The sequence below is a fragment of the Thermostichus sp. OS-CIW-20 genome, from assembly GCF_054061455.1.
Map to the genome: position 1 here is coordinate 1 of NZ_JBSSEF010000024.1, position 16,195 is coordinate 16,195.

Below are 16,195 nucleotides of genomic sequence, written 5' to 3' on the forward strand. Positions count from 1 at the left end.
CGTCAGCGTCGCGTAGTGACAACGGAAACGGACAGAATGCTATCGCTTCACCGCTGAGCAGTAATGCTCAGCAGTGTTCAGCGTAAATGTATCAGCCACTCCTGAGACCTATTTTCTCGAGGTGGGCATTGGGACTGATTCGGCGTGGCTACTCCTATTGCGGCGTCGATATTTCTAAACGGACGTTAGCTGAGCAGGTGGAAGCCTTCTCAAGGGGCTCATGTGCAGCAGGTAGCGGCGGCAGGTAGGTGTCTGCGCATCCACCCAGAGCCAGGCAAGTCTTGTAGGAAGGGTTTTCTTGTGGACATTGCGGCTGGAGGGGTGACGCCGACCTGAACGGTGCAAAGGTTACCGCCCTTTTGGGGCGTTCTATAAACCAGCCCCCCTGCCCCGCGTATACGGGGGGGTTCGGGGCTTGCTTGCTCTCTAAGCGAGCATGCTTCAGGGCTACTGTTCGCGTCAGGCGGACGGAGTCCTTCAACCCCATCCGCTTACGCGGGGCCGCACTTCTCTGGCTCGGCCTGCCCTCAACTTCCCAGACCTTCAGGGTAACCTTGCTAAGATTTCCATGGCAGGGATCCCGGGCTATGCAAGGCGTACTGCTGATCCTTTACATGTTGTTTGTCAGTGGCCTGATTGCCGTTGTCGGGGATCGGGTCGGGTATCGGATTGGCAAAAAGCGCCTCACCTGGTTTAACCTGCGTCCCCGCCACACGGCCGTTTTGGTAGCCGTGATTACCGGCGTGAGCATCTCGGCGCTGACCTTGGGCACGCTGCTGCTCCTCAACCGCTCTCTTTCGGAAGCCCTGTTCAGCTACACCAACCAAATTGCCCAGGCAGAGCAGGAGCTGCGGGCCCTCAACCGCCAGAAAGCTCTGCTGGAAGCGGAGAATGCCACTCTCAGAGCCGAGCGAGACCGCCTCAAGCTGGATCTCGACCAATTTCGCAGTCAGCAATCGGCAGCCCAGACACGCCTGAGCGAAGTCCGGGATCAACTGGCTATGGCGCTACAAGAGCGGCAAGAGGCGGAGGCGAAGCTGGCGGCAGCCAACGAGCAACTGGCCCAAGTGCAGCCCGGCCTGGAGCGGGCCCAGGCGGAGTTGGAGGCGGTGAAGGCAGAGGTGGAGGCGGCCCGAAAGATGATTGCCGATCTGGAGTCGCAAAAGCAGGCTCTGCAACTGGATCGGGATCAACTGGAGCGCTCTCTGGATACGGCGCAGACGGCCCTGAGCCAACTGGAAACTCAAAAAAAGCAGCTTGAGCAGGAGATCGCGCAGCTCAACCAGTTAGCGGTGCGGCTGCGGCGGGGAGAGCTGGCCATTCTGGCGGGAGAAGTCCTGGCTACAGGAGTTGTGCAAACGCCAGCAGGGGCAGACCCGGCGGCAGTCCGGCGGCAGTTTGAGCGAGTTTTGGCCCAGGCAGAACAGCGGGCCCTTGCCCTCGGCTCCCGGCCCATCCCCCCTCTGGAGAACGCCATCCTCATCCGCCGCGAGGAGGCCGACCAAGCTCTGGAAAAGTTGAAGGAACCTGGTAGCTGGGCAGTGCGCATCCTCTCCCTCACCAATCGGCTTAAGGGAGAGCCTGTGCCTGTGCTGGTGGAGATTTACCCCAACCAGCGGATCTTCGCCAGGGGATCCGTGCTGGCGCAGGGTGTAATCCAGCCAGGCTTGAGCGAGAACGAAATCCAACAGCGGCTGCTGGAGCTCCTCAACCAGGCCAATCAGCGCTCCCAGGCAGAAGGCCTCCTCTCGGATCCCATCACCGGCACTGTCGGAGAATTCTCGCAGGTGAAGTTCTTGGAAGTTGTGCAGCATCTCCGCCAGAGCACTACCCCCCTGGATGTGAAGCTGGTTGCTGACACCGACATCTACACGGCGGGGCCGCTGCGGGTGAGTTTCCTGATGGCGGAGGCCTCTGGCCAGCAGGGCACCACCCCCGTTCAGCAGGCGGGGCAGATTGGGGGATGAGGGATCCACTCCATCTGGGCGGGCTGGAAGAGGGGCGAGTGCTGATGGGTTTTGACCCGGGGCGGGACAAGTGCGGCCTTGCCGTGGTGCAAGTTCAGCCGGCGTGGCAGGTCTTGCATCGGGAGGTGGTCTCAGCCGGGGAGGCCTTGGCCAGGTTGCAGGCCCTCTGGCAGCAGTTTGGGGCGGAGCGGCTCATCCTGGGAAATCAGACAACGGCGCGAGGCTGGAAACGGCAACTGGAGTCGCTCCTCCCACCCCAACAGATTGTTCTGGTGGACGAGAGGCACAGCTCAGAAGAAGCCCGGCGGCGCTACTGGGATTTTTACCCACCGCGGGGATGGGAGCGGCTGTTGCCCAAGGGGATGCGGGTGCCGGACAAGGCTTACGATGATCTGGTGGCCCTGATTCTGGTGGAGCGGTACTGGCGTGGGCAAGCAAGGGCTGAGCCGACGTGAATTTCTGTACGGGCTCCTGCTGGGGCTGGCGGTGGCCGGCTGTGGCGGGCCTAGGGGCTCTCTGCCCCTCATTCTCGCCCTTAAACAGGGGATCCCGGCCAGCTTGGTGAACGAGTTTCGCCGCCGCACCCAGGTTCGCTTTCGGCTGCAACTGTTGGACGAGCGGGCCCAGTTGCTGGCCTACCTGCAGCAGAGCGTCCAGCCGCCTGAGCCGGCCTGGTGGGAGCCGGGGAGATGGTTCCGGCGACAGCCGCCAGCAGCGGCCCTGAGCCTGTTGGGAGCTGACGCCTTGGATCGGGCCATTGCTGCCGGTTGGCTGGATCCCTTGCCACCTGACCTCTTGGGAGAACGGTGGCAGCACTTGGATCGCCGCTGGCAGGCTGCTGCCCGGCGAGAGGGGCAGATCTGGGGCGTGCCCTGGCGCTGGGGGGTAACGGCCATTGCCTACCGCCGCGACCGGGTGAGCGACCCCATCCGGGACTGGGCGGATCTGTGGCGGCCTGAGCTGGCCGGCAAACTCACCCTGCCCGATCACCCCCGGGAGGTGATCGGGCTCGTCCTCAAAAAGCTGGGCCGCTCCTACAACGATCCCCTCGATCCCGAAGAGGCCGAACTGCGGCGAGAGCTGGGATCCCTGCACCGCCAGGTTCTGGCCTATACTTCCGCCGACTACTTGCCCATGTTGCGCCTGGCCGATAGCTGGGTGGCTGTGGGCTGGTCGCAGGATCTCTATGCCACCCAGGCCAACTACCCCGAGCTGGAGGTGGCGATCCCGGCTTCGGGATCCGCCATCTGGTGGGATGTCTGGGTGCGGCCGCATAGAGCTCACAACGCTTCCCCAGAGCTGGAAGGATCCCTGCTGGCCGACTGGATTGACTTCGTCCTAACCCCAGAGTTCGCCCCCCGCCTGGTGAACTTGAGCGGGATCCCTTCGGTTTGGCCGCTGGATTTGGCCCAACTCTCTCCTCGGCTGCGTCGCAGGGCTGACTTTCAGCCTTCTACCTGGGAGCGCGCCGAGATTTGGCGGCCTCTGAGCCCCGCCGAAGCCGAGTCCTACCTCCGCCTCTGGGACCAGATGCGGCGCGGCCTCTTGTAGCCCGGCTTTTTCCGACCCCGGCGGCCAAGGTGTGAGAACCGGCAAGTCTAGGGAGGCAACCAGGACCCTCTACTTGTCCTTTTTGCTCTTTTTGCCCGCTTTGGGTGTCTCCGCGACGGCCTGTTCCAGTTGCAAGCCAGCAGGGTCTGTGGCCGCCTCTGCAGAAGGCTCAACCGCCTCAGGGATCCCAGACGCCTCTGCTTCTACAGAAGGGAGAGCTGCCTGCGGCTCTGTTGCAACCTCCCCCTCAGCTTTCGCATCGACAGGAGGCTCAACTGCCTCGGGGATCGCGGATCCCTCTGGCTTCTCGGCCTCAAACTCCGTCTCCGGCACCCCTGCCCTAGCCGACTCAGACCTCTCCTGCCGGTCTTCACCCTCAGAGCGGGGCGAGAGGGTGGGCGGTTCGGTGGGGTTGCCTTCGCTATCGACCCAGTTGACCGTGGTTTGGGACTTCAGCCAGGCCATCACCTTGTTGGCGAGCAGATCTTCGTGGACTGCTTGGCGGACTCGCTCCCGATCCAGCTTCTGCCCTTGCTGCGCATAGGCCGCCATCACCTCTTCCACCTCGACTTCCAATTCGTTGGGGCCTACGGCAATCTGCTCCTGCCGGACGATAGCGCTCAGAGCCAAGGTGCGCCGCAGCCGGTTGATGGCCTCGGGCCGGTGGCGCTCCATCAACTGGTTGAGAGTTTCCGGCGGCAGTTGGGACAAGAACTTGCGGATCTCTCCCGGCGTGACCCCTTGCTGCTGCTGCAGCGACTGAAGGCTTCGGGCCAGCAGTTGTGTCGTTTCTTGCTCGACTAGGGTCTCCGGCAGATCCACCTCGGTGGTTTCCAAGATGGCATTGAGGATGGCCGTCTCCAGGTTCTCCTCAGATTGCCGCAGGGCATCTTGCTCGAGGCGCTTTTGCAGGTGTTCCCGCAGTTCGGCCACCGTCTGAAACTCGCTGATCTCCTGCACAAAGGCGTCATCCAGCTCCGGCAGCTCTTTGGTCTTGATCTCTTTGAGGCAGACGGTGAACGTAACCGTTTTCCCGGCCAACTCTTTTCTGAAGTAATCGTCGGGGAAAGTAGCTGTGATCTCCTTGGTTTGGTCGAGCTGCATGCCGACCACGCCCGCCACAAAACCAGGGATGAAGTTCTCCTCTTTGAGCTCCAACTGAAAGTCCTGGGCGGCGATTTCCTCCAGAGGATTGCCCTCGGCATCGCGGGCTTGAAAATCGATCACCACCACATCCCCCAACTGGGCGGGCCGATCCTCCACCGGCAAGAGGGTGGCCCGCTGATCCCGCCACCGGTCGATGAGCTGGTCGATCTGTTCGGGCTTGACGGTGACGCGGGTGGCCGTGACGGTCAGGCCCTTGTATTGGCCGACACGGGCTTCGGGGTACACCTCCACATACCCCGAGAAGCTGAAGTCGGCCTCCGGGTTGAAGCGATCCAGAAGCTGCTCCACCTTGTCGTCCAGCTCGAAGCGGCTGATGGGATGCAGTTGGGTGTCCTTGAGCGCCTGTTGGATGGCCTCGTTGATCAGGTCATCGACGGCACTGGCCATGACGCGCTCGCGGCCCACCTGGCGTATCACCAGGTTGCGGGGAGCTTTGCCCTTGCGAAATCCGGGGATCTGGATATTCCGCTCCAGTTGGCGCAAGGTTTTTTCGTAGGAGCGCTTAACCTGGTCGGCTTCTACCACGATCTTGAGGCCAACCCGGCTGCCAGGACGTTTTTCTTGTGTGACCTGCATAGGAAGTGATGGGCTAGTGGAAGAGGCAAGCAGAATTTCAATTTTACCCCAACTGCTTGGAGATCGACGGGATCCATTCGGAACAGTTCTAGGCAGGGGATCCCTCTGTGGTGACTTCCTTAACGTCCTGAATGTCTTCCTGGGGCTCGGCACGCTTGCTGGGGGGCAGTTGCTTGACTTTGGCTTCCAGCTCCACCACCATTTCCTTCAGCTCGCTAATGGTGACTTCCTTTTCTTGCAACTGCCGATTTTTCTCGCGGGCTTCGATGCTGAATTGGAGACGCATCCAGAGGCTATAGAGCCAGGCAAGGGCGGCCCCGATCCCGGCAGAGGCCAACAGTTCGATCGCCAGCGGGCTTTCAACGCTGACGCCGGGGGCAAAGGTAATCGTGACCGGGCTGGCGTTTTGCATGGCGAAAAGAGCGATTCCCAGGAGGGCCGAGAACAGGATCAGGTAGTTGAACAGTCGCATGCTTTTCTCCTCAGAGGGATCCACGACGGCTTGCCAGCACCAGAATACCCACAAACGGGGGTTGATTTGTTGGCCCAAGAGATCTCAGAAGAACCAGCCATAGCTGTGTAAGCCTTTGCCCAGAAAGTTCACCCCCAGATAACACACCCAAACCACCCCAAAGCCCAAGCTGGCCAAGAGAGCGGGGCGCTTGCCCTGCCAGCCTTTGGTGATGCGGGCGTGCAAATAGGCGGCAAAGACCAACCAGGTGATCAAGGCCCAGGTTTCTTTGGGATCCCAGCTCCAGTAGGTGCCCCAGGCTTCGTTGGCCCAGACGGCGCCGGCAATGATGCCGATGGTCAGCAGCGGGAACCCCAGCCCGATTAGCCGGTAGCTGGTGTTGTCTAAGATTTCCGCCAGGCTCAGCCGTTGCAGCGGGATCCCTTCGGGTGCCGGTTGGGGAGGGGGTTCAGCCGGTCGGGGGGAGCGGATCCCGGCGTAGACCAGTTCTGCAGCGGGCGATGGCAGGGTGGCTTCTGTCCATTCGGGGTGGGTTGCAGGCTGGGAGGGTCCAAATTGCAGGCCGAGGGAGTTGCCCTTTAACTGAACTTCCTGGCCGCGGGTGACGATGAGAAAAGCGATGGCCAAAAGGGATCCCACCAAGAGGGCTGCATAGGCCAGAAGCATCACCGTTACATGCATCATCAGCCAGTTGGATTGCAAAGCCGGCACCAGTGGCTGGGCCTCCTGCATATCTGCCGGCAGGGCCAGGGCGGCAAAGGCCACAACGCCCGTCGCCAGCGGGGCGGTCGTCACCCCCACCCAACGGCTACGAGTCCAGTGGAGAGCCAGCAGATGCAAGGCGGTGATCCCCCAGGCCAAGAAAAACAAAGACTCGTACAAGTTACTCAAGGGGAAATAGCCGGCATCGATCCAGCGGGCCGTCAGCAGGGCGGCGATCGTCAAGTTCGCCCCGATCATCCCCGCCAAGCCCAGCTCCGACAGAAGCTGCACCTGGGGAAACGCTGCCCCGCCCCAATAAAACAGCATGGCCCCTAAGCAAACGGCAAAGGCCACGTTGTTGAGCAAAGCCTGCCACTGAGCTAGATCCAGGCCTGCAAGGGCCGTTATCGCCAACACAGCCATACCTGACCTCAGAAGTTCTCCTGACCTGGCTTGGGCCAGACCGCTGATCCCATTCTAGGGCGGGGGAGGGGATCTTCCCCAAAGGACACATGCTGGTAATGTGGGGATGGCTTATCTGCAGCTCGGCAGGATACCGAAAGTGTTGGGATGTGAGGCTCATGCAAAGACACGCGGGAAAGGCCAGAACCTGGAGATGGGGATGGTGGATGGCTCTGGTGGCGGCTCTTGTGCTGGTCGCTTGCGCTGGATCCCCGCTTGAACAGCCCCAGGAACAGCTACCTCAGCTCGAGCGGCTACCGGTGCCGCCGGAGATCGCCAAGCTGGATGCCTACTTGGAGCACTGCCGTCCGCGAGTACAGATCCTCAGCCCCCAACCCGGAGAGGTGTTGTCGGAGCGGCAAGTAACCGTTCGCTTTGCGGTGCAGGGGTACCCGCTCTTTAAAGATCCGCAACTGGGCCTTGGCCCCCATCTGCACGTGGTGCTGGACAACCGGCCCTACATCGCCCATTACGACGCCGATGCTCCCCTCGTTTTCGAAGATTTGGAGCCGGGATCCCATACTCTGCGGGTGTTTGCCGGCAAGCCCTGGCACGAGAGCTTTAAAAACTCCGAGGCCTACGCCCAGGTCAGCTTCCACGTGCTCGCCTCCACACCGGAATATGTGCCGCAACCGCAGTTGCCCCTGCTCACCTACAACCAGCCCAGCGGCAGCTACGGTGCCGAGCCGATCTTGGTGGATTTTTGGCTGGCCAACGCCCCGGTGCGCGAAAGTTTGCTGACCGACCTGCCGCGGGATTGGCGCATCCGCTACACCCTCAACGGCCAGTCCGGCCTGCTGGATCGCTGGGAGTCTTTTTACTTGAAGGGCTTGAGGCCCGGTCGCAACGTGATGGTGGTGGAGCTGGTGGACAGCAAAGGGGATCCCATCCGCAATGTGTTCAACAGCGCTGCCCGCGAGATCACCTACACCCCCGGGGGCCAAGACACGCTCTCCAAGCTGATCCGCGGCGAGCTGAAAGCGGAAGAGGCCCTGGCCATTGTGCAGCCTCAGCCCACGCCGACCCCAACACCCACCCCGACGCCGACGCCCACCCCGACGCCGACGCCCACCCCGACGCCGAGGCCCACCCCGACGCCGACGCCCACCCCGACGCCGACACCCACCCCGACGCCGACGCCCACCCCGACGCCGACGCCCACCCCGACGCCGACGCCCACCCCGACGCCGACGCCCACCCCGACGCCGACGCCCACCCCGACACCCACTCCCGCGCCGCCTCGCCAGCCTCGCTTTCAGCTGGACCGTTCCCGTCCCACCGCAGAAGGGATCCCGGCTGTTCCCGCGCCACCGCCCGTAGGGCTCACTCCTGAACCTGAACCCAGCCCAGAGCCCTCTCCGCAGCCTGTCCCCACTTCAACTCCCCAGCCTGTGGCTACACCTTTGCCGCGCGTCACCCCCATCCCCTTCCAGGAGCGGCGAGTGCGACAGCAGGGGTTGCGGCTTTTCCCGCCTGGGCTCCATAGCCCCTACTCGACGGATAACCTGTAGTACGATGGCGGCTCGAAGACTTGACTCTATGGGTAGTGTCTGAGATCCAAAATTTATCTTGATTTACTCTAAACTTGGGGCAGCCAAGACGATGGCTTTTCCTTGGGATCTGCCTTGGCTGGTTTGGGGTTGAGGCTCATTGACAACTCTCTCTGAAATCAGCCTCAAAAGGTTTCAGAAATGGATTAGCAGGCTGTTTGATACCTTGCCGGGCCAGCCTCTCCGATAGATTTCTACAGACAAAATAGGCATCTGTAGCGATGTAGAGTGTATCAAAAACATGTTTCTTATCTCAGTACAATCTGGTTAACGATTGAGAGAGCATGACCGATCTTGCTTGCTTTTTTCTGTCCTATTGATTTAAGTTTTGAGTAACGGAATCGCCTTATTTTAGTAACATCTACCCGTAAATCGGCGAGCTGACAGAGGCCGAAACTGAGGAACCGCTGGCGGTAGCTCAAGGACAAGACTCAATAAATTTAGTGAATCAAATAGCCGCTGAAAGTCTGGATTTTAGGTTGCCAAAACCTTTACGGAAAGGCTTTTCTACTGGTATGAATAAAGTGCTGTTTGCAGCAAGGTCGGCTTCGTACTGTGGGAAGCAAGCTTGATGCGACAGCAGAAGCGAAGATTCTGACAGGGCATCAACTTATGGTGTGGGGTTTGATATGGCGGAGAATCTTGAGCTGCAAGACGCAGTGGGGCGTTTTTTAAAAATCATTGGGCGCTACTCGTTGCTCACCGCTGAGGAAGAACTGCATCTGGCCCACCAAGTGCAGCGGATGATGGCCCTTCTGGAGCAGCGGCGGCAGCACGAGTCGCTGGAGGATTGGAGCCGACGGCTGGGGATCCCTTTAGAGGAGCTGCAGCAGATCCTGCGGCAGGGGGAAGCGGCCAAAAAGCGCATGGTGGAATGCAACCTGCGCCTGGTGGTGTCGATTGCCAAGCGCTACCGCAACCGCGGCTTGCCGTTCCTGGATCTGATTCAAGAGGGCACCATTGGCCTCACCCGCGCCGTGGAAAAATTTGATCCCACGCGGGGGTACAAGTTCTCCACCTACGCCACCTGGTGGATCCGGCAGAGCGTGAACCGCGGCATCCAAAACAAAGGGCGCCTGATCCGGCTGCCCGCCCACATGTACGAGAAGGTCTCCCAGGTGAAGCGGCGCTACCGCGAGCTGTCCGCTGAGAAGGGATCCCGGCCTGCCGCAGAGGAAGTTTTCGATTCGCTGGATATTGGCGACAACTACCGCGAACTGATCACCCGCCACATGGCCGAGATCCGATCCCTTAATGTAGGGGTAGGCGACGAGGACGGCACCGAGCTGCAGCACTTTATCCCTGACGAGGACAACGATCCCATCGAACATCTGAATCGGGTTGCCCATTGCGAGGAAGTGCGCGCCCTGGTGAGCCAACTGAGCGAACGCGAGCAGCAGGTAATTGTGGCCCGCTATGGGCTGGATGGGTCGAAGGGCCTGACGTTGCGGGAGATTGGGGAGCACATCGGTCTTTCGCGGGAGCGAGTCCGGCAAATTGAGCGGCGGGCCCTGCGGAAATTGCGGCGGCTACAGCAGGAATACTCCACCCCCAAGGCCGGCAGACAGCTCAACTCCCCAAGCTAACTGGAGCCTGCCCTCTGTAGAACGGCTTCTTCACCACTTCAGCAGGACGGCGCTGGCCCCGAATCTCAATCTCTAGCCGGGATCCCACCTTAGCCCAAGTTGAATCCACATATCCCAGGCCGATGCCATAGCCCAAAGTGGGAGAATGGGTGCCGCTGGTTACCCGGCCGATCGGCTCAGGGGAGTTGGGAGCGTAGATGGCATAGCCGCGGCGGGGAATGGCTCGCTCCAACAGCCGAAACCCCACCAGACGGCGCGGGATCCCTTGCTGGCGTTGGCTTTCGAGGGCAGGCTTGCCGATGTAGTCCCCTGGATTGCTGACCAACCAGCCCAGGTCGGCTTCCAGGGGGGTGGTGCTCTCATCTATGTCTTGCCCGTAGAGACAGAAAGCGGCCTCCAGGCGCAGCGTATCGCGGCAGCCCAGTCCACAAGGCTGTACCCCCGCCTGCACCAGTTGCTCCCAGAGCCAAAGCCCGTCGGCAGGGCCGAGCAGGAGCTCAAAGCCATCCTCTCCGGTGTAGCCGGTGCGGGCCACAAAGACCCCTGCCCCTGAGGATCTCTCTTTTCGAGTCGCAAACTGCCCGTGTTGAAACCGGCGCAAAGCCCTCAGGGATCCCGCCAAAAAAGGCTGCAAAACCTCTTCGGCTGCCGGCCCCTGCACCGCCAGCAACACCTGAGACTCGGTGTGATCTTGAAGTTCCAGGCCGGGGATCCCCTGCTGATGGAGCCACTCCCAGTCCTTTTGGCGGGTGGCCGCGTTGACGATCAGGCTCCAGTGCTCCAGCTCGCCTTCTGGTGGGTGCCGGTAGAAGATGACATCGTCCACAATGCCCCCTAGGGGGTTTAGCAAAACCGTGTAGCGAGCGGATCCCACCGCCACAGCGCCCAGATCGCTGGGCACCAGACGGCTGAGGTGGGATCCCAGCTCCGGCCCCCAGAGGTCGAACTTGCCCATGTGGGAGATGTCGAAGACGCCTGCCCGCTCCCGCACCGCCCGATGCTCGGCCACCACCCCCTGATACTGCAGCGGCATTTCCCAGCCGGCAAAGGAGACAAACCGCGCCCCCAAGGCTTGGTGCAGGGGAAACAGGGGGGTGCGTTGCAGGGGAGTTGAGCTCATCCACGGATCTCTAGGAGTCAAGTCTAGGAGTCAAGGACTAGAATAAACGCAACGTCGCCCATTTCTTGGAGCTCGTCCCATGCGTCTTCTCCACACCATGATCCGCGTTGGCAACCTAGAGCGCTCCTTGCAGTTCTACTGTGACGTTCTGGGGATGCACTTGCTCCGCAAAAAAGACTACCCCAGCGGGGAGTTCACGCTGGCCTACGTGGGCTATGGCGACGAATCGGAAACGGCGGTGCTCGAGCTAACCTACAACTGGGGTACCGACCACTACGAGCTGGGCAACGGCTACGGCCACATCGCCATCGGCGTCGAGGATATCTACAGCACCTGTGAGGCTATCAAAGCCCGCGGCGGCAAAGTGGTGCGCGAGCCCGGGCCCATGAAACACGGCAGCACCGTGATCGCCTTTGTCGAGGATCCCGATGGCTACAAAATCGAGCTGATCCAGATGGGATCCCTGCAGGAGCAGGGTGCCGCCCCCGAAAGAACAGCTGCCGCCTCTGCCTAAACTTGCCAGAAGCGGATCCCCCACCTAGTTGGCGGATCCCCCCACCGTCAACTGGCCCAAGACGTTGATGTCGAAGGTGAAGTTGATCGTCACCGAGTTGCCTTCATAGGCCTCAGGCAGGGGCAAAAAGGGCGCCGCCCGCTGAATTGCTGTCAGCGCTGCGTCGTCGGTTTGTTGGCTGCCGGAAGTGCGGGCCAGGCGAATGCTCTGCAGCTCGCCCCCCCGGCCCACTGTAAAGATCACCACTGTGCGGCGGGAGGTGCCGGTCTGGCCAGGGATCCAATTCTGCTCCACTTTGCGTTGCAGAGCTGCCAGCCAAGGGCCCCAGTCCACATTGGCCCGCGCCGCCACGCTGGGGGGGTTGGGAGCCGATTGGGTGGGGTTGGCCAAGCCGCTGGCTCCTCTGCCCTGGATCCCGGCCCCATCACTGGGAGCGGAAGCGCTGAGGGGCGGCCCCAACTGGGAAGCATCGGAGGGCCGCTCGGCAGGGAGAACCTCCGTCGGCGGTTGGGGAGCAGGCGCAACAGGCTGCAATTGGCTGGGATCCGAGTCCCGCTCCCTGGGCTGCACGGGTAGAGGCTCGGCAGTGGGGGGGCGGGTGGGAGCCGGCGGAGCAGGGGGAGCAGCCGCCACCGGTGGCGGAGTCTGGGTGGGAGTGGGTCGGGGAGCTGGGGTGGGCGGAGGCGGCGCTGCAGTCGGCGTTGCAGTGGGCCGAGGAGGAGCCGGAGGCGCAGTTGGCGTAGGGGGTGGGGTAGATCGAGGAGTGGCCAGAGCAACTTCCGCCGGAGCAGGGGGTGGAACAGGGGCAGGCGGCTGCGGTTGCGGCGGCTGGGGTTGCGGCGGAGGAGGTGGGGGAGCCTCCTGGCGAGGAGCAGCCTGGGATTGGGGTGGACTGCCCTGAGAAGGGGGGGCTTCCGCCCGCTCGCCCCCATCGCGGGAATCCACTTCCGAAACCAGCTCTGCTTCTTCCGGCGGCTTGAGATCTTCTGGCTCTAGCAGGATAAACTCAATGGCCTCTTGTTCTTGCTGGCGAAGTGGCCAAAATCGACTCCAGTAGAGCAAGGCCAGCAGCGCCAGCACGTGCAGCAGCAAGGACAGCGCCACCATCCAAAAAAAGTCGCGCGCCTCTTCCTCGCGGCGGCGCTGTTCAACCCAGATGCTGGTCATGACCAAGCTTGCCCCTTCTTACAAACCTCTCAACACACCGAGTTCTCTTGCTGCAGACTCGGCCAAAGGACTCCGTCTCGCTGACGCGAGAGTGCTCCGCACTGCTGGCGCAAGCAGATTACACGCTAGCTAGTGTTATAGCATCCGAGCGGTTGGGCTTCCTGCGCAAAGGCGTACAGTCGGCATTCCACCTGGCAGCAGCCGTTCTAAAATCGCCTACCTTGATAAAGAGCGGGGATCCCGATTTGCAGGAGAGCCCATGGAACCCATCTGCTTTCATCTGGCCTTTCCGGTTGCCGATCTTGCCTTGGCCAAGGCCTACTACGGCGAGGGCTTGGGCTGCGAGGTCGGTCGAGAAACCCCTGCCGCCGTCATCTTGAACCTGTATGGCCATCAACTGGTGGCCCACCTCACCCAGGAAAAGCTGACGCCCCAGCGGGGCATCTACCCCCGCCACTTTGGCCTGATCTTCCCTGCCCAGGCAGATTGGCAGGCGCTGGCCGAGCGGGCCCGCACGCGGGGATTGCTTTTCTATCAGGAGCCACGCTGGCGCTTTGTCGGCACCCCCCTGGAGCACGGCACCTTCTTTTTGCAGGATCCCTTCTACAACCTGCTGGAGTTTAAGTACTACCGCTACCCTGCCGCCATTTTTGGAGAGCGGGAATGGGCTTTGGTCGGGGATACTGCTTTCCATCCCTCAGGCCAACAGCTTCCGGATCGCTCTCCCAGCAGTGCGTAGCAAACGGGAGGAACACCTTGGCCACTCAACCCCTACACTCTAGCCCTGGGCGCGGCCCCATTTGGCAGATGGATTTCAACGCCGTCCCACTGCGGGATGGGCAGGGGCGGCGGGTTTGGGAGCTGCTGGTCTGCGATGCCAGCGGCCAGTTGCGCCAGGCCAAGTACTGCAGCAACCAAGAGGTCAATAGCACCTGGGTAGCCCAACAGTTGCGCGGCTATCTGGAGGCAGCCCCCCAGCCGCCTGCAGCCATTCGCGTCTTCCGAGCCCGCATGAGCTCCATCTTGCAGCGGGCCTGCAACGCCGCCGGGATCCCCATGCTGCCCAGCCGTCGGGTCTATGCCCTCAAGGCCTGGATGCGAGAGCGGGCAGAGCAGGTTTACCCCCAAGAAACCCAGTTCACCTACAGCCCTGAGCCCCCTGTAGAGCCGGAGCCGCCGGATCCCATCCCCCTGCCGGATAAGTTGCAGGGGGAGCGCTGGGCGTTCGTGACGCTGCGGGCCAGGGATCTGCGGGAAGCCGAGACCTGGCCAATGGAATTCGGCGAGCTGTTCCCGGTGAACTGGGAGGCCTGGGCGCCGGACACGATCATTCCCGGCTTGGTGATTGCCTCGCGGCGGGCTTTGCCCATAGCAGCTTGGCTGAGCGGTATGGAGCCTGCTTATTTGCATGTTGCCGAGGGACGGCTGCTGTTCGAGGCTGGCCTCAACGATTGCTATCTGTTTGCGCAATTAAAAGATGAAAAGCTGCGGGCGGAGGCAGAAGGCTTTGCCCAGCGACAACGCCAAGCCCAAGGGATCCATTTCCTTGCCATCCAGAGCGATTTCCGGGCCCAGTCCTTCGCCGGCTTTTGGCTGATGCAGTACCCTCTCTAGAACAGTTGTCGGCCTGTCTGCCCCGCCACTCGCTCCGCCCCAGTTGCCTGGGCAGCCCGCAAACCCTTGCGTGAATCCTCAGGCTAGCTATGTTTGCGAGGCAACACAAAAATGGTATCAACGCCTCTGCGAGCGCCTCGCCAAAACCCGCAAAGGCTGATTCTTTCGTTGACCCGCTCGATGCCTTGCGCCACAAGGCTTTCAGGCCTCTCACCCCCCCTCTTCGGGGCCCTTTTTTGCCACCTTCGACCGACCCCCTCGCAAATAGGCCTTGCATTCCTTGCCCTGCTTGGGTTTAATAGGGGTAGAGTTCCCCCTTCGGGGGGATCCCTAGAAATTGGAAACTTACTGACGCATCCTACGGATGCTTACTGACGCTAACGCTGTTCCCCCTTCGGGGGGATCCCTAGAAATTGGAAACTTCATCAAAAGCAAGTGATTTAGACCAACTCAGCTTAAAAGATAAGTTCCCCCTTCGGGGGGATCCCTAGAAATTGGAAACATGTCTCAAGCCCTGAAACTGGGCTACCTGTCTACCAAAATTAAAGTTCCCCCTTCGGGGGGATCCCTAGAAATTGGAAACATATTTAGTGAGGGACTTTATTTACCACCAGATGAGTTTTTAGGTTCCCCCTTCGGGGGGATCCCTAGAAATTGGAAACTCGTTAGGATAGTCTGCAACAGCAGCATACAGTTTGCCCACAATATGTTCCCCCTTCGGGGGGATCCCTAGAAATTGGAAACTCAGCTTTCAATTCCGCAAGTGCCTCATCCTCGTCTACTTCGTTCCCCCTTCGGGGGGATCCCTAGAAATTGGAAACTATACAGAACCTCGTTAGCCTCTTTGAGGCTGTTGGGTTCCCCCTTCGGGGGGATCCCTAGAAATTGGAAACGTTTAGTTGAGCCGATCAGGTGGTAGCTCGCACGCGATGGGTTCCCCCTTCGGGGGGATCCCTAGAAATTGGAAACGAGGTTATTTGCGGATGCCTAATGTGTACAAGATCTCGTTAGGTTCCCCCTTCGGGGGGATCCCTAGAAATTGGAAACGTAAATTCCTTAGATATTTTTACTAACTCAGGATGAACTGTTCCCCCTTCGGGGGGATCCCTAGAAATTGGAAACATGGTGGGGTCATCCGTGCGAAAGAAGTGAATGCGAAGTTCCCCCTTCGGGGGGATCCCTAGAAATTGGAAACGGCTTAAAAGGCTTTTAAAGGGCTTTGGGTGTTTTGGTTGTTCCCCCTTCGGGGGGATCCCTAGAAATTGGAAACCTATGCGTATCAAATGGTCCAACGGGCAACGTTACCTAATTGTGGTTCCCCCTTCGGGGGGATCCCTAGAAATTGGAAACTGTATATTAGAGGTATGGACAGCGTCGCGTTAGACGCTGTTCCCCCTTCGGGGGGATCCCTAGAAATTGGAAACGTGGCTCGGTACTGTAGCATTGAGTGGAGCTTCTCCCGTTCCCCCTTCGGGGGGATCCCTAGAAATTGGAAACGTGACGACTATAGTCGTATACACTACATGATCCGACGTTCCCCCTTCGGGGGGATCCCTAGAAATTGGAAACATACTTGAGGAATCCTCAGACTCTCGGTGTTACAGTATTGTTCCCCCTTCGGGGGGATCCCTAGAAATTGGAAACAGATGAGTTCTGCTGAATCCAGTGTATATAGCCGTCCTGTTCCCCCTTCGGGGGGATCCCTAGAAATTGGAAACTTTCAAATCGACCCAAAATTGGGCTAGAG

At 60.6% G+C, this 16,195-nt stretch carries 13 protein-coding genes and 1 CRISPR repeat array (1 of these 14 cut by a window edge); of the genes, 8 read left to right on the plus strand and 5 right to left on the minus strand.

Features of this window, described 5'->3' with window-relative positions; all coding sequences use genetic code 11:
* Positions 1–587: 587 nt before the first annotated feature.
* The 3 genes from ACVWXC_RS09170 to ACVWXC_RS09180 are packed head-to-tail and all read left to right on the plus strand — an operon-like array spanning position 588 to position 3,518.
* Complete coding sequence (locus ACVWXC_RS09170; protein ID WP_011430099.1) at positions 588–1,967, plus strand: DUF3084 domain-containing protein; 1,380 nt, start codon at positions 588–590, stop codon at positions 1,965–1,967.
* The gene (locus tag ACVWXC_RS09175) at positions 1,964–2,422 is read left to right on the plus strand and encodes a RuvC family protein (RefSeq protein WP_049749742.1); all 459 of its coding nucleotides are present in this window, start codon (positions 1,964–1,966) and stop codon (positions 2,420–2,422) included. Before ACVWXC_RS09170 ends, ACVWXC_RS09175 begins: the two co-directional genes overlap by 4 nt.
* The gene (locus ACVWXC_RS09180; protein WP_099812185.1) at positions 2,394–3,518 is read left to right on the plus strand and encodes an extracellular solute-binding protein; all 1,125 of its coding nucleotides are present in this window, start codon (positions 2,394–2,396) and stop codon (positions 3,516–3,518) included. The genes ACVWXC_RS09175 and ACVWXC_RS09180 overlap by 29 nt, the downstream gene beginning before the upstream one ends.
* A 69-nt stretch (positions 3,519–3,587) precedes the next feature.
* Here ACVWXC_RS09180 and tig read toward each other — a convergent pair whose 3' ends face one another.
* From tig to ccsB, 3 genes are all read right to left on the minus strand, one after another.
* Positions 3,588–5,261, minus strand: coding sequence for a trigger factor (gene tig / locus ACVWXC_RS09185; protein WP_011430102.1), 1,674 nt, complete (start codon positions 5,259–5,261; stop codon positions 3,588–3,590).
* Positions 5,262–5,349: 88 nt separating this feature from the next.
* The gene (locus ACVWXC_RS09190; protein ID WP_011430103.1) at positions 5,350–5,733 is read right to left on the minus strand and encodes a LapA family protein; all 384 of its coding nucleotides are present in this window, start codon (positions 5,731–5,733) and stop codon (positions 5,350–5,352) included.
* Positions 5,734–5,817: 84 nt separating this feature from the next.
* Positions 5,818–6,858 carry a c-type cytochrome biogenesis protein CcsB gene (gene ccsB / locus ACVWXC_RS09195; protein ID WP_099812184.1) on the minus strand — a complete coding sequence of 347 codons (1,041 nt, stop codon included), beginning with the start codon at positions 6,856–6,858 and terminating at the stop codon, positions 5,818–5,820.
* Between the two features lie 206 nt (positions 6,859–7,064).
* Here ccsB and ACVWXC_RS09200 point away from each other — a divergent pair, with 206 nt between their 5' ends.
* Positions 7,065–8,408, plus strand: a complete 1,344-nt coding sequence (locus tag ACVWXC_RS09200) for a hypothetical protein (RefSeq protein ID WP_457410472.1) — start codon at positions 7,065–7,067, stop codon at positions 8,406–8,408.
* A gap of 668 nt (positions 8,409–9,076) precedes the next feature.
* The gene (locus ACVWXC_RS09205) at positions 9,077–10,033 is read left to right on the plus strand and encodes a sigma-70 family RNA polymerase sigma factor (protein ID WP_011430106.1); all 957 of its coding nucleotides are present in this window, start codon (positions 9,077–9,079) and stop codon (positions 10,031–10,033) included.
* On the opposite strand, the gene gcvT is transcribed toward ACVWXC_RS09205, so the two are convergent.
* A complete protein-coding gene (gcvT, locus tag ACVWXC_RS09210; RefSeq protein WP_011430107.1) occupies positions 10,017–11,153 on the minus strand; it encodes a glycine cleavage system aminomethyltransferase GcvT in 1,137 nt (378 codons plus the stop codon). The two genes, ACVWXC_RS09205 and gcvT, sit on opposite strands and share 17 nt — an antisense overlap.
* Before the next feature lie 79 nt (positions 11,154–11,232).
* Here gcvT and gloA point away from each other — a divergent pair, with 79 nt between their 5' ends.
* The gene (gene gloA / locus ACVWXC_RS09215) at positions 11,233–11,667 is read left to right on the plus strand and encodes a lactoylglutathione lyase (RefSeq protein ID WP_011430108.1); all 435 of its coding nucleotides are present in this window, start codon (positions 11,233–11,235) and stop codon (positions 11,665–11,667) included.
* Between the two features lie 24 nt (positions 11,668–11,691).
* Here gloA and ACVWXC_RS09220 read toward each other — a convergent pair whose 3' ends face one another.
* Positions 11,692–12,834, minus strand: a complete 1,143-nt coding sequence (locus ACVWXC_RS09220) for an energy transducer TonB (RefSeq protein ID WP_099816137.1) — start codon at positions 12,832–12,834, stop codon at positions 11,692–11,694.
* 259 nt (positions 12,835–13,093) lie between these two features.
* Here ACVWXC_RS09220 and ACVWXC_RS09225 point away from each other — a divergent pair, with 259 nt between their 5' ends.
* On the plus strand, positions 13,094–13,573 hold the full coding sequence (locus ACVWXC_RS09225) for a VOC family protein (protein WP_011430110.1): 480 nt from the start codon (positions 13,094–13,096) through the stop codon (positions 13,571–13,573).
* Positions 13,574–13,590: 17 nt separating this feature from the next.
* A complete protein-coding gene (locus ACVWXC_RS09230) occupies positions 13,591–14,448 on the plus strand; it encodes a Tab2/Atab2 family RNA-binding protein (RefSeq protein ID WP_011430111.1) in 858 nt (285 codons plus the stop codon).
* A 309-nt stretch (positions 14,449–14,757) separates the two neighbouring features.
* A CRISPR array of direct repeats spans positions 14,758–16,195; the repeat unit is 36 nt; unit sequence GTTCCCCCTTCGGGGGGATCCCTAGAAATTGGAAAC (it continues 121 nt past the right edge of the window).

Coding starts and splice junctions, on each gene's coding strand:
- ACVWXC_RS09170 (WP_011430099.1), top strand. CDS start 588: ATGCAAGGCGTACTGCTGATCCTTTACATGTTGTTTGTCAGTGGCCTG.
- ACVWXC_RS09175 (WP_049749742.1), top strand. CDS start 1,964: ATGAGGGATCCACTCCATCTGGGCGGGCTGGAAGAGGGGCGAGTGCTG.
- tig (WP_011430102.1), bottom strand. CDS start 5,261: ATGCAGGTCACACAAGAAAAACGTCCTGGCAGCCGGGTTGGCCTCAAG.
- ACVWXC_RS09190 (WP_011430103.1), bottom strand. CDS start 5,733: ATGCGACTGTTCAACTACCTGATCCTGTTCTCGGCCCTCCTGGGAATC.
- ccsB (WP_099812184.1), bottom strand. CDS start 6,858: ATGGCTGTGTTGGCGATAACGGCCCTTGCAGGCCTGGATCTAGCTCAG.
- ACVWXC_RS09200 (WP_457410472.1), top strand. CDS start 7,065: ATGGCTCTGGTGGCGGCTCTTGTGCTGGTCGCTTGCGCTGGATCCCCG.
- ACVWXC_RS09205 (WP_011430106.1), top strand. CDS start 9,077: ATGGCGGAGAATCTTGAGCTGCAAGACGCAGTGGGGCGTTTTTTAAAA.
- gcvT (WP_011430107.1), bottom strand. CDS start 11,153: ATGAGCTCAACTCCCCTGCAACGCACCCCCCTGTTTCCCCTGCACCAA.
- gloA (WP_011430108.1), top strand. CDS start 11,233: ATGCGTCTTCTCCACACCATGATCCGCGTTGGCAACCTAGAGCGCTCC.
- ACVWXC_RS09220 (WP_099816137.1), bottom strand. CDS start 12,834: ATGACCAGCATCTGGGTTGAACAGCGCCGCCGCGAGGAAGAGGCGCGC.
- ACVWXC_RS09225 (WP_011430110.1), top strand. CDS start 13,094: ATGGAACCCATCTGCTTTCATCTGGCCTTTCCGGTTGCCGATCTTGCC.